20 protein-coding genes are annotated in these 24,543 nt (G+C 70.2%); 15 read left to right on the top strand and 5 right to left on the bottom strand.

What is annotated here, in order from left to right:
* Positions 1 to 33 precede the first annotated feature (33 nt).
* Both EDD27_RS24740 and thrS read left to right on the top strand, forming a co-directional pair.
* Positions 34 to 630: a glycoside hydrolase family 25 protein gene (locus tag EDD27_RS24740; RefSeq protein ID WP_164903775.1), complete on the top strand. Its 597-nt coding sequence runs from the start codon at positions 34 to 36 to the stop codon at positions 628 to 630.
* 64 nt (positions 631 to 694) lie between these two features.
* Positions 695 to 2,659, top strand: coding sequence for a threonine--tRNA ligase (thrS, locus tag EDD27_RS24735; protein ID WP_127934498.1), 1,965 nt, complete (start codon positions 695 to 697; stop codon positions 2,657 to 2,659).
* An 89-nt stretch (positions 2,660 to 2,748) separates the two neighbouring features.
* Here the strand turns inward: thrS and EDD27_RS24730 are convergent, their stop codons facing one another.
* Positions 2,749 to 3,474, bottom strand: coding sequence for a PIG-L deacetylase family protein (locus EDD27_RS24730; protein ID WP_127934497.1), 726 nt, complete (start codon positions 3,472 to 3,474; stop codon positions 2,749 to 2,751).
* A 763-nt stretch (positions 3,475 to 4,237) separates the two neighbouring features.
* The gene (locus EDD27_RS24725; RefSeq protein WP_127934496.1) at positions 4,238 to 4,807 is read right to left on the bottom strand and encodes an Asp23/Gls24 family envelope stress response protein; all 570 of its coding nucleotides are present in this window, start codon (positions 4,805 to 4,807) and stop codon (positions 4,238 to 4,240) included.
* 77 nt (positions 4,808 to 4,884) lie between these two features.
* Between EDD27_RS24725 and EDD27_RS24720 the strand changes: the two genes are divergently transcribed.
* A complete protein-coding gene (locus EDD27_RS24720) occupies positions 4,885 to 5,415 on the top strand; it encodes an HIT family protein (protein ID WP_241564235.1) in 531 nt (176 codons plus the stop codon).
* Here the strand turns inward: EDD27_RS24720 and EDD27_RS24715 are convergent.
* The 3 genes from EDD27_RS24715 to EDD27_RS24705 all read right to left on the bottom strand — a co-directional run bounded on the left by EDD27_RS24715 (position 5,371) and on the right by EDD27_RS24705 (position 11,759).
* A complete protein-coding gene (locus EDD27_RS24715) occupies positions 5,371 to 7,494 on the bottom strand; it encodes a hypothetical protein (RefSeq protein ID WP_241564234.1) in 2,124 nt (707 codons plus the stop codon). The genes EDD27_RS24720 and EDD27_RS24715 overlap by 45 nt on opposite strands.
* Before the next feature lie 385 nt (positions 7,495 to 7,879).
* A complete protein-coding gene (locus EDD27_RS24710) occupies positions 7,880 to 9,469 on the bottom strand; it encodes a glycoside hydrolase family 10-like protein (RefSeq protein ID WP_127934493.1) in 1,590 nt (529 codons plus the stop codon).
* 151 nt (positions 9,470 to 9,620) lie between these two features.
* Positions 9,621 to 11,759, bottom strand: a complete 2,139-nt coding sequence (locus tag EDD27_RS24705; protein ID WP_127934492.1) for an elongation factor G-like protein EF-G2 — start codon at positions 11,757 to 11,759, stop codon at positions 9,621 to 9,623.
* Positions 11,760 to 11,905: 146 nt separating this feature from the next.
* Here EDD27_RS24705 and pgsA point away from each other — a divergent pair, with 146 nt between their 5' ends.
* The 12 genes from pgsA to EDD27_RS24645 all read left to right on the top strand — a co-directional run bounded on the left by pgsA (position 11,906) and on the right by EDD27_RS24645 (position 24,542).
* Positions 11,906 to 12,529, top strand: a complete 624-nt coding sequence (gene pgsA / locus EDD27_RS24700) for a phosphatidylinositol phosphate synthase (protein WP_127934491.1) — start codon at positions 11,906 to 11,908, stop codon at positions 12,527 to 12,529.
* Positions 12,526 to 13,434 (top strand): phosphatidylinositol mannoside acyltransferase, encoded by a 909-nt coding sequence (locus EDD27_RS24695; protein WP_127934490.1) that lies wholly within the window; start codon positions 12,526 to 12,528, stop codon positions 13,432 to 13,434. The genes pgsA and EDD27_RS24695 overlap by 4 nt, the downstream gene beginning before the upstream one ends.
* Positions 13,431 to 14,558, top strand: a complete 1,128-nt coding sequence (locus EDD27_RS24690) for a glycosyltransferase family 4 protein (protein ID WP_127934489.1) — start codon at positions 13,431 to 13,433, stop codon at positions 14,556 to 14,558. Before EDD27_RS24695 ends, EDD27_RS24690 begins: the two co-directional genes overlap by 4 nt.
* Before the next feature lie 37 nt (positions 14,559 to 14,595).
* Positions 14,596 to 15,126: a LemA family protein gene (locus tag EDD27_RS24685; protein WP_164904229.1), complete on the top strand. Its 531-nt coding sequence runs from the start codon at positions 14,596 to 14,598 to the stop codon at positions 15,124 to 15,126.
* Between the two features lie 62 nt (positions 15,127 to 15,188).
* Positions 15,189 to 16,202, top strand: coding sequence for a DUF3048 domain-containing protein (locus EDD27_RS24680; protein WP_241564233.1), 1,014 nt, complete (start codon positions 15,189 to 15,191; stop codon positions 16,200 to 16,202).
* Between the two features lie 115 nt (positions 16,203 to 16,317).
* The gene (gene pdxS / locus EDD27_RS24675) at positions 16,318 to 17,232 is read left to right on the top strand and encodes a pyridoxal 5'-phosphate synthase lyase subunit PdxS (RefSeq protein ID WP_127940925.1); all 915 of its coding nucleotides are present in this window, start codon (positions 16,318 to 16,320) and stop codon (positions 17,230 to 17,232) included.
* Between the two features lie 217 nt (positions 17,233 to 17,449).
* Complete coding sequence (locus EDD27_RS24670) at positions 17,450 to 19,135, top strand: alkaline phosphatase D family protein (RefSeq protein ID WP_127934487.1); 1,686 nt, start codon at positions 17,450 to 17,452, stop codon at positions 19,133 to 19,135.
* Between the two features lie 51 nt (positions 19,136 to 19,186).
* Positions 19,187 to 20,038 (top strand): endonuclease/exonuclease/phosphatase family protein, encoded by an 852-nt coding sequence (locus tag EDD27_RS24665; RefSeq protein ID WP_127934486.1) that lies wholly within the window; start codon positions 19,187 to 19,189, stop codon positions 20,036 to 20,038.
* A gap of 265 nt (positions 20,039 to 20,303) precedes the next feature.
* Positions 20,304 to 20,918, top strand: a complete 615-nt coding sequence (gene pdxT, locus EDD27_RS24660; protein WP_277750748.1) for a pyridoxal 5'-phosphate synthase glutaminase subunit PdxT — start codon at positions 20,304 to 20,306, stop codon at positions 20,916 to 20,918.
* A gap of 3 nt (positions 20,919 to 20,921) precedes the next feature.
* Positions 20,922 to 21,677, top strand: a complete 756-nt coding sequence (locus EDD27_RS24655; RefSeq protein ID WP_127934484.1) for a YebC/PmpR family DNA-binding transcriptional regulator — start codon at positions 20,922 to 20,924, stop codon at positions 21,675 to 21,677.
* 64 nt (positions 21,678 to 21,741) lie between these two features.
* The gene (locus EDD27_RS24650; RefSeq protein WP_127934483.1) at positions 21,742 to 23,373 is read left to right on the top strand and encodes a hypothetical protein; all 1,632 of its coding nucleotides are present in this window, start codon (positions 21,742 to 21,744) and stop codon (positions 23,371 to 23,373) included.
* An 11-nt stretch (positions 23,374 to 23,384) separates the two neighbouring features.
* Positions 23,385 to 24,542, top strand: coding sequence for a GNAT family N-acetyltransferase (locus EDD27_RS24645; RefSeq protein WP_241564232.1), 1,158 nt, complete (start codon positions 23,385 to 23,387; stop codon positions 24,540 to 24,542).
* Position 24,543 lies beyond the last annotated feature (1 nt).

Below are 24,543 nucleotides of genomic sequence, written 5' to 3'. Positions count from 1 at the left end.
GACATCTCAATAAAATCCGGCAAGGTGAAGGGCGTGCTGCAAGGCATAGATGTGTCCAACTGGCAGGGCTCCGTCGACTGGACCGGCCACGCAGAAGCCGGAGTGGCCTTCGCCTTCGCCAAGGCCACCGAGGGCGGCGACTACACCGACAAGTGGTTCGCGCGTAACTGGAACGGCATGCGCGAGACCTGGATGGTGTGCGGCGCGTACCACTTCGCCCGTCCCAAGGGCGACCCCATCGAGCAGGCTCGCCACTTCCTGGCCACGATCCGGGCGGCGGGCGGGTTGCGCCGCGGCGACCTGCTCGCGCTCGACCTCGAAGAGGACGACGGCCTGCGCCCCGAGCGGGTCGCCAGGTTCGCGCGCCGCTGGTGCCACTACGTCGAACGGCACGGGCGGGTACGACCGTTCGTGTACACGTACCACTCGTTCGCGAACCGCGGAAACTGCGCGGGCCTGGCCGAATACCCGCTCTGGATCGCCGGCCCCGATCGGCCCCGCGGCCGGCCTCTGGTGCCCAGGCCGTGGCGGGACTGGACCATCCACCAGTACGTCAACAGCCCCCTCGACCGCAACGTCTTCCACGGGACCCGCAAGGAGCTGACAAAGCTGGGCTTTCACCCGCGATAGCATCGGTGTTCACCACCGAAGCAGCGCCGGTGCCGGGCGCCGGCGCGATCCCAAGGGAGTCACCGTGTCAGCCGAGCTACGCATCACCCTCGCCGGAGCCGAGCGTGTGGTCGCGGCCGGCACGACGGCCGGTGAGGCGCTCGAGGCCGACGGCCGCACGGTCGTCGCGGCCAGGGTCAACGGCGAGCCGCGCGACCTGGCCCACGTCGTGGCCGAGGGCGACGTGGTGGAGGCGATCGAGGCCTCCAGCGAGGAAGGCCGGGCCATCGTCCGCCACTCCACCGCCCATGTCATGGCGCAGGCGGTGCAGGAGCTGTTCCCCGAGGCCAAGCTGGGCATCGGGCCGCCCGTGGAAAACGGGTTCTACTACGACTTCGACGTCGAGCAGGCGTTCCACCCCGACGATCTCAAGCGCATCGAGAAGCGCATGCGGGAGATCGTCAAGGAGGGGCAGCTGTTCTCCCGCCGGCCTGTCAGCGACGAGGACGCGCGCGAGGAGCTCGCCGCGGAGCCTTACAAGCTGGAGCTCATCGGCCTGAAGGGCGGCGCTGCTGACGAGGAGTCGGTCGAGGTCGGCGCCGGGCAGCTGACGATCTACGACAACCTCGACCCCAAGACCGGCGAGCTCAAGTGGAAGGACCTGTGCCGCGGCCCGCACGTGCCGTCCACCCGGTCGATCCCGGCGTTCAAGCTCATGCGCGCCGGCGGCGCCTACTGGCGGGGCAGCGAGAAGAACCCGCAGTTGCAGCGCATCTACGGCACCGCATGGGAGTCCCGCGACAAGCAGGACGAATACCTCAAGCTGCTGGAGGAGGCCGAGAAGCGCGACCACCGCAAGCTCGGCGTCGAGCTCGACCTGTTCAGCTTCCCGCCGGAGCTGGGCAGCGGCCTGCCGATCTTCCATCCCAAGGGCGGGATCATCCGCAAGGAGATGGAAGACTACATGCGCAGGCGGCAGGCCGAGGCGGGCTACGAGTTCGTCAACACGCCGCACATCACCAAGTCGTCGCTGTTCGAGACCTCCGGGCACCTTCCCTGGTATGCCGAGGACATGTTCCCGGCGTTCGAGCTGGAGGGCATCGAATACCGCGTCAAGCCGATGAACTGCCCGATGCACAACCTGATCTACCGGTCGCGCGGGCGTTCCTACCGTGAGCTGCCGCTGCGGTTGTGCGAGTTCGGATCGGTCTACCGCTACGAGAAGTCCGGCGTGGTGCACGGGCTGACCCGCGTACGCGGCATGACGCAGGACGACGCGCACATCTACACCACCAGGGAGCAGATGGCCGATGAGATCAAGTCGCTGCTGAGGTTCGTGCTCAGCGTGCTGCGTGACTTCGGCCTGACCGACTTCTATCTGGAGCTGTCCACCCGCGACGAGTCGGAGAAGTTCATCGGCGACCCCGCCGAGTGGGAGGAGGCCACCGACGCGCTGCGCCAGGTCGCCACCGAGTCGGGGCTGACGCTGAAGGACGACCCGGGCGGCGCGGCCTTCTACGGGCCGAAGATCTCCGTCCAGGCCAAGGACGCGATCGGCCGCACCTGGCAGCTGTCCACCATCCAGCTCGACCTCAACCAGCCCAAGCGGTTCGGCCTGGAATACCAGGCGGCGGACGGATCCCGGCAGACCCCGGTCATGATCCACCGGGCGCTGTTCGGCTCCGTCGAGCGCTTCCTGGGCGTGCTCACCGAGCACTACGCCGGCGCCTTCCCGCCCTGGCTGGCGCCCGTGCAGGTGGTGGGCATCCCGATCGCCGAGGCGCACGTGTCCTACCTGCAGGACGTGGCGAAGAAGCTGGCCGAGCGGGGGGTGCGGATCGAGGTCGACACGGCCGACGACCGCATGCAGAAGAAGATCCGCAACGCGCAGAAGGCCAAGGTCCCCTTCATGCTGCTGGCCGGCGACGACGACATCGCCAACGGGGCGGTCTCGTTCCGCTACCGCAGCGGGGAGCAGAAGAACGGCGTGCCGGTGGACGAGGCGATCGCCGAGATCGTCAACGCCGTGGAGCGGCGCATCCAGGTCTGACGACGATGATCGGCGGAGCGGCGTGGCTGCTCCGCCGAGCATCAGGGGCGAGATCGGGGGCCGTCGCCGCCGTTTCCGGACGTGTCGAGTTACTTGGTGAAGAGGCGGAATGTCACGGCCGGGCGGCCGCCGAAGCGCTCCGCCGTCTGCCGGGCGAAGCCCTCGATCAGGTCGCGTACGTAGGTCTCGGGACTCTCGTCGGTGAGGGCCTCGATGTAGGCACGGTGCTCCATGAGGGACCGCACGCCGCGCTCCAGCCCGTCGGTGACGTCCACGGCGTGTGTGGGGGAGTCGGTGCCGGCAACGGCGACCCAGCGGACGCCGTTCCAGGGCTCCGCATCAGTGTCCGGAAATATCCACCTATTGCCCGCGTCTCCCGCGGCGTCCAGCACCGCTCTGCCCACCGCCCGGTGATCCGGAGTGTTCCAGTACGTGCCGCCCCAGGTGTCGTCCGGGTTCAAGGTGATGACCAGTTCGGGGCGGTGCCTGCGGATGGCGGCGGCGATGTCCTTGCGCAAGGCGACGCCGTACTCGATGACGCCGTCCTGATGGTCGAGGAACTCCACACTGCTCACCCCGACCACGGCGGCGCTGGCCCGCTCCTCACGTTCCCGCACGGGACCGCATGTGGCGGGCTCGAGCGTGTCGATGCCTGCCTCACCCCGGGTCGCGATCACGTACGCGACCTCGCGTCCGGCATCGGTCCAGGTGGCGATCGCGGACGCGCAGCCGTACTCGAGGTCGTCGGGGTGGGCCACGATGGCGAGGGCCCGCTGCCAGTCGTCTGGCATGGGCTCGAGCTGATCGGTTGTCATGGCTCACACCCTAGGCAGCACCGGCACGGCGCGGCACGAGCCGAGACAAACCCGACGCCCCAAGAAGACGCCCTCCGCCCCGCGTCCGGCGCCCCCGCGTCCGGCGCCCCCGCGTCCGGCGCCCCATGTCCGGCGCCCCGTGTCAGGCGCACTCAGGTCTGTCGCCTTCACGTTTGTCGCACTCGGGTCCGTCGCATCCACGTCCGTGCACTGACGGCGTCGCGCCTGCCGGGTGGGAAACGGTCTATGGCTGGCCGCGTACCTCGCACCTCGTGCGGCACTGCGCTGGCTGTAGCCTGCGGCGCGCCGGCGGTGCCGTGCCGTGCTGCGCGGGCGGTGCCGTGCCGTGCCGTATGCGCCGGCGGTGCGGTGTGGCGCCCTGCGAGCCGCGGGCCGTGGGGTGCGGTGCACTGGCTGTGCCCTGCGGTGGTGCTCGCCGTGCCTGCGTTGCGGTGGCCGCCGGCCGTGTGCTGCGCTGTGCTGCCCGTGCCGCGTGGTGTGACGGCTGGCGGCCGCGCGTTGCGCTGCGCCCGCCGTGAGGCGCGGGCGTCGGCCGTGGGGGTGCGCCGTGCTGTGCGCGCCCTGTGGTGCGCTGGCCGTGCCCCGTGCCATGCCCCGTCCCATGCGTTTTGCGGCGGCCGGCGGGTCGTGCGCTGCGCCGGCCCGGGGGCGGGGGCGTGTGCTGATGGCCGGAGGGCGGGAGGTCGGCGCTGTTGGGAGGCGCGTGTGAGGTGGCCGGCCGCCCGCCTCCGGCCGTGGGCGGTCAGGGGGCCATGGTGGCGTCGTCGGACGGGTCTTCGGAGGGGGCAGGGCGGCCCTCGCCCGGCAGGCGGACGTCGTCCACGGTCACGTTGACCTCCATGACGCGCAATCCGAGCATCCGGCTCACGCTCCTGGCCACGTTCATCTTGACCTCCGAGGCGACCTCCATCACCACGTGCCCGTACTCCACCACGATCGTGACGCTCACCGCCACCTGACGGTCCTGGATCTGCGCGCTGACCCCCTGGGTGCCGCGCCGCGAGCCGATGCCGATGCGGTCGCGTACGGACTCGAAGGCGCGCGCCAGGTCGCCGCCCATGTCGGCGACCCCAGCCACTTCGAGGGCCGCCAGAGCGGCGACCTTCTCCACGACCTCGTCGGCGATCTTGATCCGCCCCTTCACCGTCGCGCCGGACGGGTAGGGCGCCGGCGGCTCGACGAGGGGGCCGTCGTCCGGCGGTACCGGGTTCTCGGCGTTCTCGGCGGTCTCGCCAGTCTCGGTGTACTCGGTGTTCTGGGCGTTCTCGGCTTCGGCGGGCGGTACGGAATGCTCTGCTAAAGCTTCGCTCATCGCGGCCTCCTGTAGGCGAATGCTCAGGATTGTGCCGGAAGCGGACCCCATTTGTCCGTGGTCCTATGCTGCTAGTTATGCACGATCAGGCAGGGGCCGGGGCTCCCGACAACTTCGACCGTCTGTGGACCCCGCATCGCATGGCCTACATCAAGGGTGAGAACAAACCGACGGGCACCGGCCCCGACGACGGGTGCCCGTTCGACGCGATCCCCAAGATGAGCGACGAGGACGGCCTGATCGTCGCCAGGGGCGAGAGCGTCTACGCGGTGCTCAACCTCTACCCGTACAACTCCGGCCACCTGATGGTCGTCCCCTACCGGCACGTGTCCGACTACGACGAGCTGCGTCCGGACGAGCTGGTCGAGATGGGGGAGTTCACGCAGAAGTCGCTGCGGGCGCTGCGCAAGGCCAGCGGCGCGCAGGGTTTCAACGTCGGCATGAACCTCGGTCACGTGGCCGGCGCGGGCATCGCCGCCCACCTGCACCAGCACGTCGTGCCCCGGTGGGGCGGCGACACGAACTTCATGCCGGTCGTCGCCCAGACGAAGGTCCTGCCGCAGCTACTTCGCGACACGCGCCAGCTTCTCGCCGACGCCTGGGGCTGACTGCTCCCGCCGCATGATCACGCCGATGCCGGTGGCCAGCAGCAGGGGTACGGCCAGCGCCAGCGCCATGGACAGCACGGCCGCGCCCGAGTCGTTGACGAGCATCCCGACCACGCCGCTGACCAGCGTACCGATCAGCCCGGCCCGCAGCGCGGGGGAGTGCTCGAACGCGGCCGGGACGACTCCGGCCGAGGCCTGCTCGGGACGCAGCATCGCGTACACGAGGAACGCCACGGCCACGATCACGATCGGCATCAGGTTGGGGTTGAGCAGCGTGCCCAGCATGGCCATCAGCTTGCGCCAGATGACGTCGAGCGCCTCGCCGGTCAGCACCTGGCCCACGAACCGGCCCAGGTGGGTCTGCTCGTTGGCCGGCTTGAGGTAGTTGATCCAGGCGAACGTCATCACGATCACCCCGCCGGCCACGCAGAACAACGCCAGCTTCATCAGCGACACCCGCCGGCCCGCCAGGATGAGCGCGGTCACCGCGATGCCCGGCACGAACGCGATCACGCCGCCGAAGTCGCTGCCCAGCCCGGACCCGCCGAGCACCATCGCGGCCGCGCCGAGCCCCACGATCGCGGCCAGCCCGATCTTGCCCGGCCAGCGGTGCGCGATCGCCGTCGTCGTCAGCAGCGTGCCGGTGGCGAACAGCGCGAACGGGATGTTGCCCAGCCCGAAGTAGCGGGCCCCCTGCTCGGCGCTGAAGCCCATGAAGCTGTTGAGCTGGAGCGTGGTGCCGGTCAGCAGGTCGCCGGCGAGCGTGAGCGCGGTGACGCCGGCGACAACGGCCAGCGGGCCGAGCGGCCGGCGCCGCCAGGGCCCGGCCAGCGCCAGGGCGGTGATCGCCGCCCACCAGGCCAGCATGCCGCCGAACAGCTCCAGGTGGGTGGACCACGGCAGCAGGTTGACCAGGAACGAGGTGACGGGCAGCGCCGCCAGCGCCGTCGCGGCCGCGCGTACCCAGGGCAGCTGCTTGCGGCGGCGCAGCAGCAGGAACGCCAGCACGTAGAACAGGACCTGCAGCACCGCCAGGGCCGTGAAGTATTGCCCCTTCGCCGAGCGCATGGTCTGGGCGGTGGCATCGGCACGCTGGAGGCGTTCGAAGGTGGCGCCGTGCTCGCCCGCCTGCATGGGCACACCCACGACCGTGCTGGGCACCGCCACGCCGAGCTTGGTCAGCGCGGTGGAGGTCAGGTCGGGCAGGATCGAGATGTCCTCGCGGCGGGTGGAGGCGGCGCCGAGCAGGCGGCCTTCCGCGCCGGGCTCGCGGAGCGCGGCCACTCGCAGGTGAGGTACGGAGCCGTGGTCGGACAGCCCCGCGAGCAGCACCGTCGTGTCGGCGGGCAGGACTGCCAGGAGCGCGCCCGCCTTGGCGTCGGCCAGGCGCAGCGCCTGGCGCCGCTGGGCGGGGGTGAGGAACTCGGGCTCCTTCGGCAGCCGGTCGCCGGTCAGGTAGGGGCGGATGAGGTCGTCCACGTCCATGGCGATCATCCGGCACTTCTCCAGGTCGGCGGTCGTGACCTGGAGCGGCGAGGCGTGGTACTGCTGAACCGCGCCCTGCCGGTCGGCCAGCCCGAGCGCGGCGCCCGGCCCGATCGCGATCGAGCACTGCCCGGCCGCCTTCAGCGACTCTCCGAGAGTGCCGGCGTTGCGCTGTCCGGCCACGTCGATGAGGTAGCGGTAGTCAGGGATGACCGCGCCCGCTCCCTGCTGCTCGGGCATCGGGGGTGCGCCGCAGCCGTAGCCGACGGCCGACCTCGTGCCCGCAGACACGGTCAGCCAGCCGTCGTAGGGGCAGGTCACGTTGCCGACGGTCCGGACGGAAAGCGAGCCGATCGCGCTGGATGAGGCCAGGTCCCAGAGGTTGGGGGTGTCGGCCTGGGTGAGGTCGTTCCAGTGGAGCCCGGACACCCCGATGAGGGCCACCCGCCCCGTCTGCGCCACCCGGACGGCGCCGTCCTCGGCGCGTGCCATTCGATCGGCGCCGTCTTCGGCTCGCGCCGCCCCCGTGAACAGCCCCTGGCCGGTCAGCAGCTGGCCGAGCAGCACGGCCAGCACGACTACCGCGCGCCTCACCCCGATGACCTCCCGCGTCGATGATGTCCGTGGCACGGTAGAGGAAGGTCGCCTCCAGGCGCCACAGGTTGCGACTACCCTCTCACGAACCGGAGGTGCGCCGAGGCAACGTCGGGCATGGGAGATGGCCTGACGCGGCGGCCCTGCCCTGACACCACCGACCCCGCCCGCCCTGGAACGGCAGCGACCGGCCAGAACGGGTCAGGCGTGGCTGCGGCGGGATCAGGCGCGACGGCGGTGACCTGTCAGGGGGCCGTGCCCGCCGTCGCTACGTTGCGCTGTCCGTGCACCCTGTGCCGTGCCGAGCCGCGGCGTCGGCCGCGTGCTGCGCTCGGCCCTCGGGCGGTCCCACGGTGGGGCCGGCGGGCATGGTGAGCGGCGGTGATCAGACCGCGTCCACCTTCACCTTGACCGGCTTGCTCTCGTTGTGCAGGCGGTCGAGCGAGGTGATCAGGTAGGTTCCCGGCGCCTTGACCACGTACGACGGGTCGGAGACGACCGCGACCAGGTTGCGGGCGTCCGTGGCCTGGCAGTCCTCGCCGGGCTCCGGCAGCTGGTAGACCGCGTACGCGCGGGCCCCGGCCGACGGCGTCCAGGTCATCGTCGAGCCCGTGGCCTTCGCCCCCGCCGACTGGGCAAGGGCCTTCGCCCCCGCCGGCGCGGCCGGCGCCTGGCCGCCGCGCTCCTTCATGAGCGGCAGCAGGGCAGGCCGGCCGTAGTGGTCCTTGGCGACCCGGTCCATCGCGCCCAGCGGGTTGGTGAGCAGCTGCTTGGCGCTGAAGTAGACGTCGCCGTCCACCTGCTTGTGCTTGCGGTTGAGCGTCAGGTGCGCGGCCAGCTCGTCCGGCTTGGTCCAGGCCTTGTCGTCCTGGGCGCCGACCCGGTAGAGGGCCTGCCCGATGTACAGGTGCACGTCGGAGCCCTTGACGGCCTGCGCCCACCACGGAGCCAGCACCTTGTAGTCGGCGGCCTTGAAGCCGCGCGGCCAGTAGAGCTGCGGCATCACGTAGTCGACGGTGCCCGAGTTGATCCACGCCTTGGCGTCGGCATAAATCGAGTCATAGGCGGACATGCCGTTGGTGGCGGAGCCCGACGGGTCGTTCGACTTGTTCCGCCAGATGCCGAACGGGCTGATGCCGAACTTGACGTGGCTCTTCCGCTCGTGGATGACCTTGTCCACCTCGGCGACGAGCGTGTTGACGTTGGCACGCCGCCAGTCGGCCAGGCTCTTGCCCTTGCCGTACTTTGTAAAGGCGGCGGTGTCGTTGAACTGGCCGCCCTCGCCCGGGTACGGGTAGAAGTAGTCGTCGAAGTGCACCCCGTCCACGTCGTAGCGGTCCACCACGTCCGTGATGACCTTGACGACGTGCTCACGCACCTGCGGCAGGCCGGGGTTGTAGTAGAGGCGGTCGCCGTACTTGACCGTCCAGTCCCGGTGCTGCCGGGCCGGGTGGTTGGCGGGCAGCTTCGCGACGTCGGCGTCGTAGGAGGCCCGGTACGGGTTGAACCACGCGTGGAACTCCAGGCCCCGCTTGTGAGCCTCGTCGATGAGGAACGGCAGCGGGTCCCAGCCCGGGTCCTTGCCCGCCGTGCCCGTCAGGAACTGAGACCAAGGCTCGATCGACGACTTGTAGAGCGCGTCGGAGGCGGGTCGCACCTGGACGAAGACGGCGTTGAAGTTGCGCTTGGCCGCGCTGTCCAGGATCTTGATGTATTCGGCCTTCTGCCGCTCGGCGGACAGCCCGGTCCGCGAGGGCCAGTCGATGTTCTTGACCGTGGCGATCCAGACGCCCCGGAGCTGGCGCTTCGGGTAGCGGGCGTCGGCCTTGCAGGCGGCCACGGGGGTGGCGGCGGTGGTCGTCTTCTTCTTGCTCGCCGCGGGGGCCTCGGTCGCACCGGGGCCGAACGCGTAGGCGGCGGTGGCGGTGACGACGGCGAGGGCTGCGGCGGCTAGGAGTGGGCGTCCAGTTCGCATAATGCCACCCAGTGTGACAGCTGCTCAGGGGTGGTCGGGACGAAAAAAAGAAATGAAGTCGTGATCACTCTGTGATAAAAGAGCATGGCTGGGCCGGGAGGGACCAGATTGCCCTCCCGGCTCCTCAGCTCATCCGATGCTCATCCGGGGCTCAATCCGCCGCCGCCACCTTGCTCGCGAGGTTGGGCGGCAGTGGCTCGTAGCGCAGGAACGAGCGGGTGAAGGTGCCCGTCCCGTGTGACATGGATCTCAGGTCGATCGCGTACCTCGTGATCTCCAGCTCGGGCACCTCGGCCTTGACCAGGGTGCGTCCGGTGCCGACGGGCTCGGTGCCGAGCACCCGCCCGCGCCGCGACGACAGGTCGGACATCACCGACCCCACGTAGTCGTCGGCCACCAGGATGGAGACCTCGTCCACCGGCTCCAGCAGCAGGGTCGGCACCTTCGATGCCGCTTCCTTCAGCGCCAGCTGGCCGGCGATCTGGAAGGCCATGTCGGAGGAGTCGACCGAGTGCGCCTTGCCGTCGTAGAGCGTGACGCGCACGTCGACCATCGGGTAGCCGGCGACGACGCCCCGCTCCATCTGGGCCCGTACACCCTTCTCCACCGACGGAATGAACTGCCGGGGCACCACGCCGCCCACGATCTTGTCAACGAACTCGAACCCGCCGCCGGACGGCAGGGGCTCCACCTCCAGGTGGCAGATCGCGAACTGGCCGTGCCCGCCGGTCTGCTTGACGTTGCGGCCCATCGCCTGGCATTTGCCGCCGAACGTCTCGCGCAGCGGCACCCGCAGGTCCACGCGCTCGACCTCGACGCCGTGCCGTTTGGACAGCCGGTCCAGCAGCACGTCGGTGTGGGCCTCGCCCATGCACCACAGGACGAGCTGGCGGGTCTCGGCGTTGTTCTCCAGGCGCAGCGTGGGATCCTCGGCGACGAGCCGGCCGAGCGCCTGCGACAGCTTGTCCTCGTCGGCCTTGGACTTGGCCCTGATCGCCACGGGCAGCAGCGGTTCGGGCATGGCCCAGGCGGTCATGAGCAGCGGCCGGTCCACCTCGGACAGGGTGTCGCCGGTCTCGGCGCGTGACAGCTTGGCCACCGCCACGATGTCGCCCGCCATGCCCTTGGCCGCGCCGCGCTGGTGCTTGCCCAGCGGGCAGGTCAGGGTGCCGATGCGCTCGTCCACGTCGTGGTCCTCGTGGCCGCGGTCGGCCAGGCCGTGCCCGGACACGTGCACGGTCATGTCGGGTCGCAGCGTCCCGGAGAAGACGCGGACGAGGCTGATGCGGCCCACGTACGGGTCACTGGTGGTCTTGACGACCTCGGCCACCAGAGGCCCGTCCGGGTCGCAGACAATGCCCTTGACGGGTTTGCCGGACAGGTCGGTGATCTCGGGCATCGGGTGTTCAAGGGGCGACGGGAAGCCCTGCGTGATGACTTCGAGCACCTCGTGCGCCCCCACGCCCAGCCCGCTGCAGAGCACCGGGTAGAAGCTGCCGCGCGCGACGGCCTTCTCCAGGTCCTCGATGAGGACCTTGGTGTCCATCGGCTCGCCCGAGAGGTAGCGGTCCATGAGCGTTTCGTCTTCGCTCTCCTGGATGATGCCCTCGATCAGGCTGCCGCGGTATTCCTCGATCTGCGTCTCGTACTCCGCGCCGGGCTCCTTCTCGGTGCGGGTGCCGGTCGCGTAGTTGTAGAACTTCTGCGTGAGCAGCCCGATCAGCCCGTTGACGTGCCCGTTGGTGATCACCGGCAGGTAGAGGGGCGCCACGCCGTCGCCGAAGACGTCCTGGCAACTGGTGAGCACCTCGTCGAAGTCGGCCCGCTGGTGGTCGATCTTGGTGATCACGACTGCGCGCGGCATGCCGACCTGGGCGCACTCCTCCCAGAGCATCTGGGTGAGCCCGTCGATCCCCTCGGAGGCCGACACCACGAACAACGCGGCGTCGGCGGCACGCAGCCCGGCCCGCAGATCGCCCACGAAGTCCGCGTAGCCGGGGGTGTCGAGAAGGTTGATCTTGATTCCGCTGTGCAGCAGAGGCGCCAAGGCGAGGTTGACCGACCGCTGTTGCCTGACCTCGACCTCGTCGAAGTCGCTGACCGTGTTGCCGTCCTCTACCCGTCCCGGGCGCTGAATAGTGCCCGTGGCGGCCAGCAGCTGCTCGACCAGAGTCGTCTTACCTGCTCCTGAGTGGCCGACCAGCACGACATTGCGTATCGCATCCGCCCTGTCGGCCGCGGGTGCCCTGCCCGCGGCTCCTACGGCGCCTCCCGTGTTTCTTTCCGCCACGTCGCCTCCCGCGTCGTCGGTGTGTTTTCCAACGCCGCGCCCGCGCGGAAGCGTGACAGAAACCGCATGGACGCGGTGTGTTCACCAAATACCCGTGTGGCGGATATCACAAGAGGGGCAGGGCAAAGAAAGTTGTCAGGTCCGTGATGGCCTACGATCGGACGGCGATGCTCAAACTCCTGCGCCCGGCCATGACCCGGATACTCACCCCGCTGGGCAGGGCTCTGGTGGGCCACGGGATCGGCCCGAACGCCGTCACGGCGATCGGCACCCTCGGCACCGTCGTGTCCGCCCTGACCTTCTTCCCCCTGGGCCATTTGACCCTGGGGGCACTCGTGATCACGGTTTTCGTGCTGTTCGACCTGCTCGACGGCCTGGTGGCCCGGCTCGGTGGGAAGGGGGGCAGCACCTGGGGGGCGTTCCTCGACTCGACGCTCGACCGGGTGGCCGACGCCGCCATCTTCGCCGGCCTGATCTTGTATTTCATCTCCAGACAGGACACGCTGATGGCGTCGGTGACGCTGGTGTGCCTGATCGCGGGGGCCGTGGTGTCGTACGCCAAGGCCAGGGCCGAAGGGCTTGGGCTCACGGCCGACGTCGGGCTGGCCGAGCGGCCGGAGCGGCTGGTCGTGGCGCTGGTCGCGGCCTGTTTCTCGGGGCTCGGCGTGCCGTACATTCTGCCTGCGGGGATGTGGCTGCTGGCGGCGGCCAGCGTGATCACCGTGGGGCAGCGGGTGGTGGCCGTCTACCGGCAGACGAGGGAGACATGAGCGAGAAGGCGTCGTTCGGCGATCGCGTCGTAGCCGCGGGCTTCGCGGCCGGCTGGAAGCTCGTTCCGCTGCTGCCCGAGCGGCCGACGGCCGCGGTCTTCCGCTTCCTGGCCGACCGGGTGTGGGCCAAAGGCGGCAAGTCGGTGCGCCGGCTGGAGTCCAACCTGGCCAGGGTGACCGGCCTGGGCGTGGGCAGCCGGGAGCTGCGCGAGCTCACCAGGGCGGGCATGCGCTCGTACTTCCGCTACTTCCACGAGATCTTCCGGCTGCCGTCCATGAGCACCGAGGAGATCGTGCGGCGCACCCACGTCATAGGGGCCGAGCACATCCACGACACAGTGGCGGCCGGGCGGGGCGTGGTGCTGGCGTTGCCGCACATGGGCAACTGGGACCAGGCCGGAGCCTGGCTGGTGGGCGTCGGACATCCGTTCACGACGGTGGCCGAGCGGCTCCGGCCGGAGTCGCTCTTCCGCCGCTACGTGGCCTTCCGCGAGGGGCTCGGCATGGAGGTGCTGCCGCTGACCGGCGGCGACGGGCACAACTTCGCCACCCTGGCCATGCGGGTGCGCAAGGGCGGCGTGGTGTGCCTGCCTGCCGAGCGTGACCTGACCAAGAGCGGCATCGAGGTGCGCTTCTTCGGCGCCACCACGAAGGTGCCGGCCGGGCCGCCGCTGCTGGCCGTGCAGACCGGGGCCGCGTTGCTGCCGGCGACCGTCTACTTCGTGGACGGCGACTGGGGCATCCACATCCACGAGGAGATCCCCGTCCCGGAGGAGGGCACGCGGCAGGAGAAGGTCGCGGTGGTGGCGCAGCGGCTGGCCGAGGTGTTCGAGAAGGGCATCTCCGAGCATCCGGAGGACTGGCACATGCTGCAGCGGCTCTGGCTGGAGGACCTGCCGCGATGAAGGTCGGCATCGTGTGCCCCTATTCGTGGGACATGCCGGGCGGGGTCAAGCAGCACATCGACGACCTGGCGCAGGCGCTGATGGCGCAGGGGCACGACGTGTCGGTGATCGCGCCGGCGGCCGACGACGATGATTTGCCGCCTTATGTGACCGGGGCGGGGCGGGCGGTGCCGGTGCCCTACAACGGGTCGGTGGCCAGGATGTCGTTCGGCTTCCTGTCGGCGGCGCGGGTGCGGCGGTGGGTGCGCACGGGCCGGTTCGACGTGCTGCACATCCACGAGCCGCTGATCCCGAGCCTGGGCGTGCTGGCGTGCTGGGCGGCGAAGGGCGCGATCGTGGCCACGTTCCACGCGTCGTTCCAGCGCTCGCGGGCCATCGCGGTGGCCGAGCCGCTGCTGCAGAGCGCGCTGGAGAAGCTCAGCGGCCGCATCGCGGTCTCCGACGCCGCCCGCAAGAGCCTGGTCGAGCAGTTCGGCGGCGACGCGGTGCTCATCCCGAACGGCGTGACCGTCTCCCGCTACACCGAAGCCGACCCGCTGGACGGGTGGGGGGCCGACGGCGCCACGATCGGCTTCCTGGGGCGGATGGACGAGGAGCGCAAGGGCCTGCCGATCCTGCTGGAGGCGTTCGCGACGCTGGCGGCGGAGCGGCCGGAGGTGAAGCTGCTCATCGCCGGGCCGGGCGATGCCGAGGACGTCTACGAGCGGGTGCCCAAGCGCTTCCACGACCGGGTGACGGTGCTGGGCATGGTGAGCGAGGCGGACAAGATCCGCGCCTACCACTCGGTCGACGTGTTCTGCGCGCCGAACACGCGGGGGGAGAGCTTCGGCATCGTGCTGGCCGAGGCCATGGCCTCCGGGGCCACGGTGCTGGCCAGCGACATCCCGGCCTTCCGCAGGGTGCTGGGCGAAGGGCAGGCGGGCGCGTTGTTCGCCAACGGTGACGCCGGCTCGCTGGCGCGCGAGGCGGCGGCGCTGCTCGACGCGCCGGAGCGGCGGGCCAAGCTGGCCGCGGAGGCGCTGGTGGCGGTCAGGAAGTACGACTGGTCCACGGTGGCGCGGGACGTCGTACGCGTGTACGAGACGGTCACGAGCGGCGCGGGCCGCGTGGAGGAGGATCTGTGACCGCGGGCGGCTGGGGGGATGATCGGTGACCTCCACCATGGTCATTCTGATCGTGGGCATCGTCGTGGTGCTCATGGCCGTGTACATCTCGTGGCGGGCGGGCCGGCTCGACCGCCTGCACATCCGCCTGGAGCTGGCCCGCGAGTCGCTGGACGCCGCGCTGATGCGGCGCCGGGCGGTGGTGCTGGAGCTGGCCGGCGCGCGGCTGCTGGACCCGGCCACGTCGCTGGTGCTGGCCGCGGCCGCCCACGAGGCCAGGATCGCCGGGCCCGAGGAGCGCGAGCACGCCGAGAGCGACCTGTCGCGGGCGCTGCGGGCGGCGGTGGACCAGGAGCGGTTCAGGGAGAAGTTGTCGGAGTCGCCCGGCGGCCGCGACCTGCTCGATGAGCTCGACACGGCCGTGGCCAAGGTGGTCTATTCGCGCCGCTTCTACAACAACGCGGTGGCGGTCACCCGTACGGCGCAGCGCCGCTGGCTGGCGAGGACTCTGCGCCTGGCAGGTCACACGGAGTATCCCGATTTCTTTGAGATCGATGACAATCCACCGGCGACTATGGCAACTGAATGACCTCATTTGGGGAAGCCAGTAAGCTTCATCCCGTTTTCGGGCTGAAGCGAGGAGTGTTGCAGGTGCGGCTACCCCGGATGATCACGCTCACACTTGCCGGAGCGGCCGTGCTGCTGCCCGTCGCGGCCTGCTCGTCGGAGGAGCCGGCCTCAGGTAAGGTGCCGCAGGCCGCCACCGCGGCGCCGAGCGAGGAGCCTGAGGAGGTTCCGGCCCACCCCTTCACCGGCAAGCCGTACGACCAGCTCAAGCCGGTGCTCGCCGTGAAGATCGAGAATACGGCGGCGGGCAAGCCGCAGATGGGGCTGAAGAGCGCGGACATCGTCTACATCGAGCAGGTCGAGGCCGGGCTGACCCGTCTCATGGCGATCTTCTCCTCCAAGCTGCCGTCCAAGGTGGGCCCGGTCCGCAGCGCCCGCATCTCCGACCTGCACATCGCGCCGATGTTCGGCAAGCCGGCATTTTCCTATTCGGGCGCGCAGACCAAGATGTTGCCGCTGATCGCCGAGGCGTCGTTGTGGGACGTCGGCGACACCCGCAACCCGGGGGCGTACTTCCGGCAGCCGGGCCGCTTCGCCCCCTACAACCTGTTCGCCAACACCAAGCAGCTGCTGGCCAAGGCGCCCAAGGCCAGCAAGGCCAAGGACATCGGCTTCACCTTCGGCGACGCGCCGGCCGAGGGCGGCGTGGAGCGGAAGGCGTACACCGTCAAGTGGCCGGCCGCGCGCTTCACCTTCGCCTGGTCCGAACAGCGCAAGATGTGGATGATCTGGCAGGACGGCAAGAAGGACATGGCCGCCGAGGGCGGGCAGCTCGGCGCGCCGACGATCGTCGTCCAGTACACCAAGACCGAGCGCTCGCAGTTCCACGACAAGAACGACAGCTACACGCCGCTGGTGCACACCACGGGCAAGGGCACGGCGATCGTGCTGCGCGACGGTAAAGCTTTCAAAGCGCGGTGGGAGCGGGAATCGGAGAAGGACGGCACGACGTTCACCACTGAGAGCGGCGAGCCGATGAACTTCGCACCCGGCCAAGTTTGGGTGGCCCTCGCCAGCCGCAAGCCCGTGATCCCCTGATCGTCCTGTACAAGCCGGGCGACAAATCCTGACATCTTGGCATGTCGGGATGGGAGCCCTTCAGGACCTACGATGGGCTTGATAACTTACCGATCCGCCCTGAGAGCCCGTGAGGATGACCTTGTCCAGCAGTGCGCCCCAGAACACCCCCGTCACCGGAACCGCCCGCGTCAAGCGCGGCATGGCCGAGATGCTCAAGGGCGGCGTCATCATGGACGTCGTCACCCCCGAGCAGGCCAAGATCGCTGAGGACGCCGGCGCGGTCGCTGTCATGGCCCTGGAGCGCGTGCCCGCCGACATCCGCGCGCAGGGCGGCGTGTCCAGGATGAGCGACCCGGACATGATCGACGGCATCATCAACGCCGTGTCGATCCCCGTCATGGCCAAGGCCCGCATCGGCCACTTCGTCGAGGCCCAGGTGCTGCAGTCGCTCGGCGTGGACTACATCGACGAGTCGGAGGTGCTCACCCCCGCCGACTACACCAACCACATCGACAAGTGGCAGTTCACGGTGCCGTTCGTGTGCGGCGCCACCAACCTGGGCGAGGCGCTGCGCCGCATCACCGAGGGCGCGGCCATGATCCGCTCCAAGGGTGAGGCGGGCACCGGCGACGTCTCCAACGCCGTCACCCACATGCGCACCATCCGCGCCGAGCTCAAGCGGCTCGCCTCGCTGCCCGAGGACGAGCTCTACGTTGCCGCCAAGGAGCTGCAGGCTCCCTACGAGCTGGTCGCCGAGGTCGCCAAGGCCGGCAAGCTGCCGGTCGTGCTGTTCACCGCGGGCGGCATCGCCACTCCGGCCGACGCCGCGATGATGATGCAGCTGGGCGCCGAGGGCGTGTTCGTGGGCTCGGGCATCTTCAAGTCGGGCGACCCGGCCAAGCGGGCCGCGGCCATCGTCAAGGCCACCACGTTCCACGACGACCCCGACGTCATCGCCAAGGTCTCGCGCGGCCTGGGCGAGGCCATGGTCGGCATCAACGTCGACGAGATCCCGCAGCCGCACCGCCTGGCCGAGCGCGGCTGGTAGTCCGGCGCGTCGTTGCGGGCCAGGCACCTGCCTCCGGTGAGATGATCACTGCGGGCGGGGGTGCCACCGGGCGACGGTGACGACGGAAATTTCCGAAAGAGGCGACATCCGCGAAGGATGTCGTCTTTTTCGTGTTGTGCGGTGTTAACTGTGCAGTCATGATCGTCAGTAAGGCTACGGGAATTCCCCTCACCCTCGATCGTCCCAGGAGCCACTGATGTCCAAGCTGAACCGCCGGCATTTCCTCGTCACCGGCTTAGCGGCGGGCGCCGCCGCGGCCATCCCGGCCACCGCCGCGCACGCCGACGAGCCAGACCCCGCCGCCGAGACCGCGCAGAGCCTCGCCTCGCGCGGGCTGCGTACCGACCCGTTCACGCTGGGCGTCGCCTCCGGCGACCCCGACCACGAGGGCTTCGTGTTGTGGACCAGGCTCGCCCAGGAGCCCCTTGCCGAGGACGGCCTCGGCGGCATGCCGCAGCGGCCGTTCCCGGTGCAGTGGCAGGTGTACGCCGACGAGCGCCTTCGCCGCGTCGTCCGCTCCGGCGTGACCGTGGCGGCGCCGGAGTGGGGCCACAGCATCCACGTCGAGCTGCAGGGCCTCAGCTCCGACCGCGAGTACTGGTACCGCTTCCGCGTCGGCCCGTACGTCTCGCCCGTCGGCCGCACCCGCACCGCCCCGCACCCGCTGGCGTACGGCGGCGGCCTGGCCATGGCCTTCGTCTCCTGCGCCCAGTACGAGCACGGCTTCTTCACGTCCTACCGCAGGCTGGCCGACGAGCACCCGGACCTCATCCTGCACCTCGGCGACTACCAGTACGAGTACACCAAGAACACCTACACCATCCCCGGCGGCAACATCCGCCACCACGAAGGCCCCGAGACCGAGACCCTGGCCAACTACCGCCAGCGCCACGCCCAGTACAAGGCCGACCCCGATCTGCAGGCCGCGCACGCCGCCGCGCCCTGGCTGGTCGTGTGGGACGACCACGAGCTGGACAACAACTGGGCCGACGAGGTGCCCGAGAAGCCCGAGGTCCCGCAGCCGAACTTCCTGACCCGCCGCGAGGCCGCCTTCCGCGCCTACTACGAGAACATGCCGCTGCGCCGCACCTCCATCCCGCGCGGCATCGACATGCAGCTCTACCGCCGCATCCGCTGGGGCCGCATGGCCACCTTCCACATGCTCGACACCCGCCAGTACCGCGACGACCAGGGCTGCGGCGACGGCTACAAGGACTGCCCGGCCTCCATCGACCCCGCGCGCTCGATCACGGGAGCCGAGCAGGAGGCGTGGCTGCTGGACGGCTTCCGCCACTCGCGGGCGCAGTGGGACATCCTCGGGCAGCAGGTGTTCTTCGCCCAGCGCGACAACAACGCCGGGCCCGCCAAGGTCACCAGCCAGGACGCCTGGGACGGCTACGTCGCCTCCCGCCGCCGCATCACGCAGGGCTGGATCGACGCCGAGGTGCGCAACCCCGTCGTGCTGACCGGAGACGTGCACGCGCACTGGGCCAGCGACCTCAAGCTCGACTACGACGACCCGACCGGGCCGTCGGTGGGGTCGGAGCTCGTGGCCTCGTCGATCTCCACCGGCGGGAACGGTGTCGACTCCGACCCGGCCACGCATCCGTTCCTGACGATCAACCCGCACCTGAAGTTCTACAACAACCAGCGCGGCTACGTGCTGACGAAGATCGAGCGGGAGCAGATGTCGGCCGACTTCAAGGTCGTGCCCCGGGTCACCGAGCCCGGCGCCGAGGTCTACACCCGCGCCACTTTCGTCGTCGAGGACCGGGTGCCGGGGGTGCAGCAGGCGTACCTGCGGCCGCTCGACCCGACGATCCTGCGCAGGCAGCCGATGACGATCGAGGAGACCGTCCGCCTGGAGACCGAGCGCCCCTAGCGACCACAAGCGCCCGGCCGCCGTCGCGGCCGGGCGCTAGGATGTCCCACCATGCTGGGACACGTCCTGCTCCTGGTGGCCGGATCGCTCGTGGCGCCCGCGCCTTCCGACCTGTCGGTCATGACCTGGAACGTCTGCACCGGCACCAACTCCGCCTGCCGCCTCTATCGGGCGAGCGCGATCGAACTGGCCGAGACGATCGGCACGTACGCGCTCAAGCAGCCGATCAAGCCGGACGTGATCTTCCTGCAGGAATTCTGCACGGGCGCCACCGGCACGCTGGAGCTCTGGCTGGAGCAGCGCACCGGCCGCCGCTGGACGATCGGCTCGTGGGGGCTGCTGTCCGGCGACGGCGCCCCGTACGCCTGCCACCCCGACCGTCTCGGCCGCCCGCGCGGCGCGCAGAGCATCGCCGTCGCGGTGGCGGGCGACGCGGCCTCCTTCGCGATCCATCCGCTGCCCGCCCCCTCCTGGTACGTCAAGCGCGCCGCCGTCTGCGCGACCATCCCCGCCAGGAAGGTCCACGCCTGCGGCACCCACCTGTCCTCCGGCGCCCAGTACGACGACCGGCAGCCCGGCGCCCCCTACCGGACCAGGCAACTGCGGCGGCTGCTGGAGATCGCCGCCAATCCCGGACACCGGACGGTCGTCGGCGGCGACCTCAACGTCTCGCCGCCGGACAGCGGGTACGGCAGCGCGGCCGGCCGCCGCGCCGTCGTGCCGTTCTACCGGGCGTACCAGGAATGCGATCAGCGCGGCGCGAGGCGCACCGGGCGCTGGACCCGCGAGGGCAAGAAAATCGACTACCTGTTCGCGCCCAAGGGCACGGTCCGCCGCTGCGACGTCGACCGCCGCGTCACCCTGTCCGACCACAAGCCCGTCTACGTGAAGCTGGCCCTCTAGGCCCGTGTGCCGCACGTGCCGCTTCGTCGCAGCTTGGCTGGCTATGGGGGTCCCCGCACCAACCGCTGCTCTCCTCCGAAAGGGCCTGTACCGACCGCCCTTTCCTCCGAAAGGACCCGCGCCGAAGTGCGGCGGGGCGGTGGCACGCAGACCGGCCGTGATGACGTGCGGAATACACGTCCAGGCGCGGACCGCGTCCGCCTGCCCGCAGCGGGACGCTGAATGCGCCCCACTGAAGGAAGATGCCGGGCCATCCTGGTGTTGAATGGTCGGAACCCGCACCCGGACGGAAGGATCGACTGTGCCCACGATCGGTGTACTCGCTCTCCAAGGAGACGTGCGCGAGCATGTGCGCATGCTTCAGGAGGCAGGTGCGTCGGCCCATGCCGTACGCAGACCGGCCGAGCTGGACGCGGTCGACGCCCTCGTCATCCCCGGCGGCGAGTCCACCACCATGTGGAAGCTCGCCGAGACCTTCGACATGCTGCAGCCGCTGCGGATGCGGGTCAAGGAAGGCATGCCCGCCTACGGCTCCTGCGCCGGCATGATCATGCTGGCCGACAGGATCGAGGACGGCATCGCCGGCCAGCAGACGATCGGCGGCATCGACATGGTGGTCAGGCGCAACGCGTTCGGCCGCCAGGTGGACTCCTTCGAGTCCGATCTGGACTTCGCGGGCGAGCGGGTGCACGCCGTGTTCATCCGCGCTCCCTGGGTCGAATCCATCGGCACGGACGTCGAAGTGCTGGGCCGGTGCGAGCCTGGGGATAGGATCGTCGCGGTCCGTCAAGGTCCGCTGCTCGCGACATCGTTCCACCCCGAACTCACCGGGGACGCTCGCGTGCACCGTTACTTCGTAGACATGGTTAGGGAGCTCTAAGTAATGTCCGGCCACTCCAAATGGGCGACGACGAAGCACAAGAAGGCCGCGCTCGACGCCAAGCGGGGCAAGCTGTTCGCCAAGCTCATCAAGAACATCGAAGTGGCGGCCCGCACCGGTGGCCCTGACCCGGACGCCAACCCCACCCTCTTCGACGCCATCTTCAAGGCGAAGAAGAACTCCGTGCCCAACGACAACATCGAGCGCGCCCGCAAGCGCGGCGGCGGCCTGGAGGCCGGCGGCGCCGACTGGCAGACGATCATGTACGAGGGCTACGCGCCCGGCGGCGTCGCGGTGCTCATCGAGTGCCTCACCGACAACCGCAACCGCGCCGCCTCCGAGGTGCGCGTCGCGCTGACCCGTAACGGCGGCTCGCTGGCCGACCCCGGGTCCGTGTCCTACATGTTCAACCGCAAAGGCGTCGTCATCGTGCCCAAGAACGGGCTCGACGAGGACACCGTGCTGATGGCCGTGCTGGAGGCGGGCGCCGAGGAGGTCAACGACCTGGGTGACTCGTTCGAGGTCGTCTCCGAGGCCGGGGACCTGGTGCCGGTGCGCAAGGCGCTGCAGGAGGCCGGGATCGACTACGACTCGGCCGAGTCGAGCTTCCTGCCGACGATGAGCGTGCCGCTGGACGAGGAGGGCGCCAAGAAGGTGTTCCGCCTCATCGATGCGCTGGAGGACAGCGACGACGTGCAGAACGTCTTCGCCAACTTCGACGTCAGCGACGCCGTGCTCGAGCGCCTCGGCGCCGAGTAGGCCTGAGGGCTCGCAGGAGTCCTGAGATGCGCGAGAGGCCGGGAGCGGCGTAGGGTCGGGCGACGTGACTTCCCCCAACCCACCGCAGACGTCCTACCGGGCGATCGGCTGGCTGCTGGCCGTGCCGGCTCTCTTCGGCACCCTCATCACGCTGGTGCTGCCGACCGCGCAGACGATCTGGCTCAGCTTCCAGAGCGGCGGCGTCCTCAGTGAGAGCACCTATGCGGGGTTGTCCAACTACGCCGACCTGCTGGGCGACGACGTGTTCTGGCGGGCGCTCGGCTTCACGCTCTCGCTGACCGTCGTGCCGCTGCTCGTCGCCCTGGTGGTGGCCCCACTGCTGGCGGCGGCACTCGACCGGGGCGGCACCTGGCCGCGCCGGGCCGGGCGGATCGTGTTGTCCCTCGCGATCGTCACGTTCTCCCCTGTGGGCATGGCGGCGGCGTGGATGCACGGGCTGAGCCGGGACGCGTCCGGCCTGCTCGCGCTGGCGCAGGGGCTGAGCGAACCGGACACGGCGCCGGGCACGCTGCGGCTGATCGTCGCCGCGGCGACGTTCGGCGTGGTGTGCTCGCTGGCGGTCGTCGCGTTCCTGCCCGCGCTGCGGGGCGGCACCGTCGCGCCGGCCATGCTCGTCGTCGGCGTGCTCCTGGCGCTCGCCACCGTCGCCGTCGGCCTGCAGACCTTCTCGCTGGGGATGGTCCTCACCCACGGAGGCCCTGAGCGCTCCACAGGGACGCTCGCGGGCCTCCAGTACGACTTCGCCTTCAGGTTGGCCAAGTTCGGCCCTGGTGCGGCCGCAGCGACGCTCACAGGGGTGGCTCTCGGCGTGCTGGGGATCGTCGCCACCGTCGTCGCCGTGGCTTCCAGGCTGCGCATCACGCTCACGCCCGCCGGTGCCCCAGGTTCCCCGGCGTCTCCCACGGCGGGGCCTCCGGCGGCCGGGCCGGTGAAGACGACCGGGGCCGTCGTCGGGGTGGCGGCGCTGGTGCTCTTCCTGGTCGTGGGGATCCTGGCGGCCTGGCCCTGGATCTCCGGCGTGCTCGGCGCGCCCGTCAGCCCGGCGGGCGGACTGCGTGCGCAGGTCAACACCTGGGTTCCCGCCGTCGCAGGAGCGCTGGTGTCGGTCGGGGTCGCCTACCTGGCCGCACTCGGCATCGGCGGTCTGCGGCCGCTCGGGCGCGGCAGCGAGTGGCTGCTGTTGGTGTTCGCGCCCTGGCTGTTCGTCGGCACGGGCCCGCTCGGCGTGGCGAACTGGCAGAACATGCGCAACCTGGGCCTCATCGACACCTTCGTCGCGCTGTTCCCGCCCCTGCTGGTGAGCGTGCCCGCCCTGCTCGTGCTCACTCTGCTGTGCAAGGGACTGGCTGAGCGGAACGACAGGGACTTCTTCAGCGGCGTCGTCCTGCCTTCGCTGCCCATGGCGGGCGTTCTGGCCGGGGCCGTCGCGCTGATGAACGCCCAGGACCTGCTCTGGCCGCTGCTGGTCGCCCAGCAGCCCGAGCTGTTCACCGCCCCCGTCGCCCTGCTGAACGAGCTCACCTCCTTCGGCACCACCTCGCCCGCCGTCGGCGCCACCACGCCGCTGGTCGTGGTCGTCGTCGCGCTGGCCGCCGTCGTGACCGCTCAGCTGCTCTACCTCGACCGGCTCGCCGTCAGCACAAATGGTTCGCGGCGGCGTGCCCCGGCTGCGTAAGTTGGAACGCTGTGGAAATTCGCGATCTGACTCCTGAGGACCTCGACGACGTCCTCGACCTCCGCAAACGCTCGTTCGGCCCGCTGTCGGCGGCCGACACCGAGCGGTGGCGCCGCGCGTCGGCCCCCTTGCTGGGCGAGGGCCGCTACCTGGGCGTGTTCGACGGCTCGCGGCTCACCGCCGCGGCCCGGCTGCGGCAGTTCACGCAGTGGTGGCACGGCAGGCCGCAGCCGATGGCCGGGATCGCCGGGGTCACCGTCAGCCCCGAGGACCGCGGCCGCGGTGTCGGCACGAAGGTCATGCGGGCCGTCATCGACCGGGCCGTGGCGCTCGGCGACGCCGTCTCCGTGCTCTACCCCGCCACCACGCCCATTTACCGGGGCCTCGGCTACGAGCACGCCGGAGCGCAGCACAACGTGCGGATCCCCGCCGAAGCGCTCCGCCAGATCCGCCCGTCCGGGCACGCCAAGCTGCGCAGGATGGGGCCGGGCGACGCCGCCGAGATCATCTCCGTGCTGCACCGCGTCTACGGCGCCGCGCGCGTCAGCGGGCCCGTCTCCTGGGACGAGCGCACCTGGGAGCTGTGGCTCGAGGAGGAGGACGACTTCCTCTACCTCGCCGACGACGGCTTCCTGGTCTACCGGTGGAAGGGCGACGACATCCAGGTCGACAACCTCGTCGCCGGATCGGGGGAGACCGCCAGGACGCTGTGGTCCCTGGTCGGCACCGCCTCCTCGATCGCGCAGCACGTCATCGCGCCCGTGGCGCCCGACGACCCGGTGTTGTGGCTGCTGCGTGAGCGGGGCAAGGAGCAGGTCAAGCAGGTGCGGTGGATGTTCAGGGTGCTGGACGTGGCTGCCGCGGTCGAGCGCAGGGGCTATCCGCTGCCCGTGAGCTGCGAGGCCGTCGTCACCGTCGAGGATCCGGTGCGGGGCGGAGGCACCTGGCGGCTGGAGTTCGCGGGCGGGTCCGGCGCCGCCACGCCGGTCGGGGAGTCCGGGCCCGGCGCGCCGGGAGCGGTGCTCAGCGCGAACGGCCTGGCCGCCCTTTACACGGGGGTTCCGACGAGCACGTTGCGGATCGCCGGGCTCATGTCCGGTGACGACCGGTACGACGAGGCGCTCGACACCGTCTTCGCCGCCAAGCCGTACATGCTCGACTACTTCTGAC

Source organism: Nonomuraea polychroma (assembly GCF_004011505.1).
In the GTDB taxonomy this organism is placed as follows: Bacteria; Actinomycetota; Actinomycetes; order Streptosporangiales; family Streptosporangiaceae; genus Nonomuraea; species Nonomuraea polychroma.
This window is presented reverse-complemented; position numbering and strand designations above follow the sequence as displayed.

What these genes read in the sequence shown, in the direction of transcription:
- EDD27_RS24730 (WP_127934497.1), bottom strand. Translation starts at nt 3,474, where the DNA reads ATGACAACCGATCAGCTCGAGCCCATGCCAGACGACTGGCAGCGGGCC.
- EDD27_RS24725 (WP_127934496.1), bottom strand. Translation starts at nt 4,807, where the DNA reads ATGAGCGAAGCTTTAGCAGAGCATTCCGTACCGCCCGCCGAAGCCGAG.
- EDD27_RS24720 (WP_241564235.1), top strand. Translation starts at nt 4,885, where the DNA reads ATGCACGATCAGGCAGGGGCCGGGGCTCCCGACAACTTCGACCGTCTG.
- EDD27_RS24710 (WP_127934493.1), bottom strand. Translation starts at nt 9,469, where the DNA reads ATGCGAACTGGACGCCCACTCCTAGCCGCCGCAGCCCTCGCCGTCGTC.
- pgsA (WP_127934491.1), top strand. Translation starts at nt 11,906, where the DNA reads ATGGCCTACGATCGGACGGCGATGCTCAAACTCCTGCGCCCGGCCATG.
- EDD27_RS24695 (WP_127934490.1), top strand. Translation starts at nt 12,526, where the DNA reads ATGAGCGAGAAGGCGTCGTTCGGCGATCGCGTCGTAGCCGCGGGCTTC.
- EDD27_RS24690 (WP_127934489.1), top strand. Translation starts at nt 13,431, where the DNA reads ATGAAGGTCGGCATCGTGTGCCCCTATTCGTGGGACATGCCGGGCGGG.
- EDD27_RS24685 (WP_164904229.1), top strand. Translation starts at nt 14,596, where the DNA reads ATGGTCATTCTGATCGTGGGCATCGTCGTGGTGCTCATGGCCGTGTAC.
- pdxS (WP_127940925.1), top strand. Translation starts at nt 16,318, where the DNA reads ATGACCTTGTCCAGCAGTGCGCCCCAGAACACCCCCGTCACCGGAACC.
- EDD27_RS24670 (WP_127934487.1), top strand. Translation starts at nt 17,450, where the DNA reads ATGTCCAAGCTGAACCGCCGGCATTTCCTCGTCACCGGCTTAGCGGCG.
- EDD27_RS24665 (WP_127934486.1), top strand. Translation starts at nt 19,187, where the DNA reads ATGCTGGGACACGTCCTGCTCCTGGTGGCCGGATCGCTCGTGGCGCCC.
- pdxT (WP_277750748.1), top strand. Translation starts at nt 20,304, where the DNA reads ATGGTCGGAACCCGCACCCGGACGGAAGGATCGACTGTGCCCACGATC.
- EDD27_RS24655 (WP_127934484.1), top strand. Translation starts at nt 20,922, where the DNA reads ATGTCCGGCCACTCCAAATGGGCGACGACGAAGCACAAGAAGGCCGCG.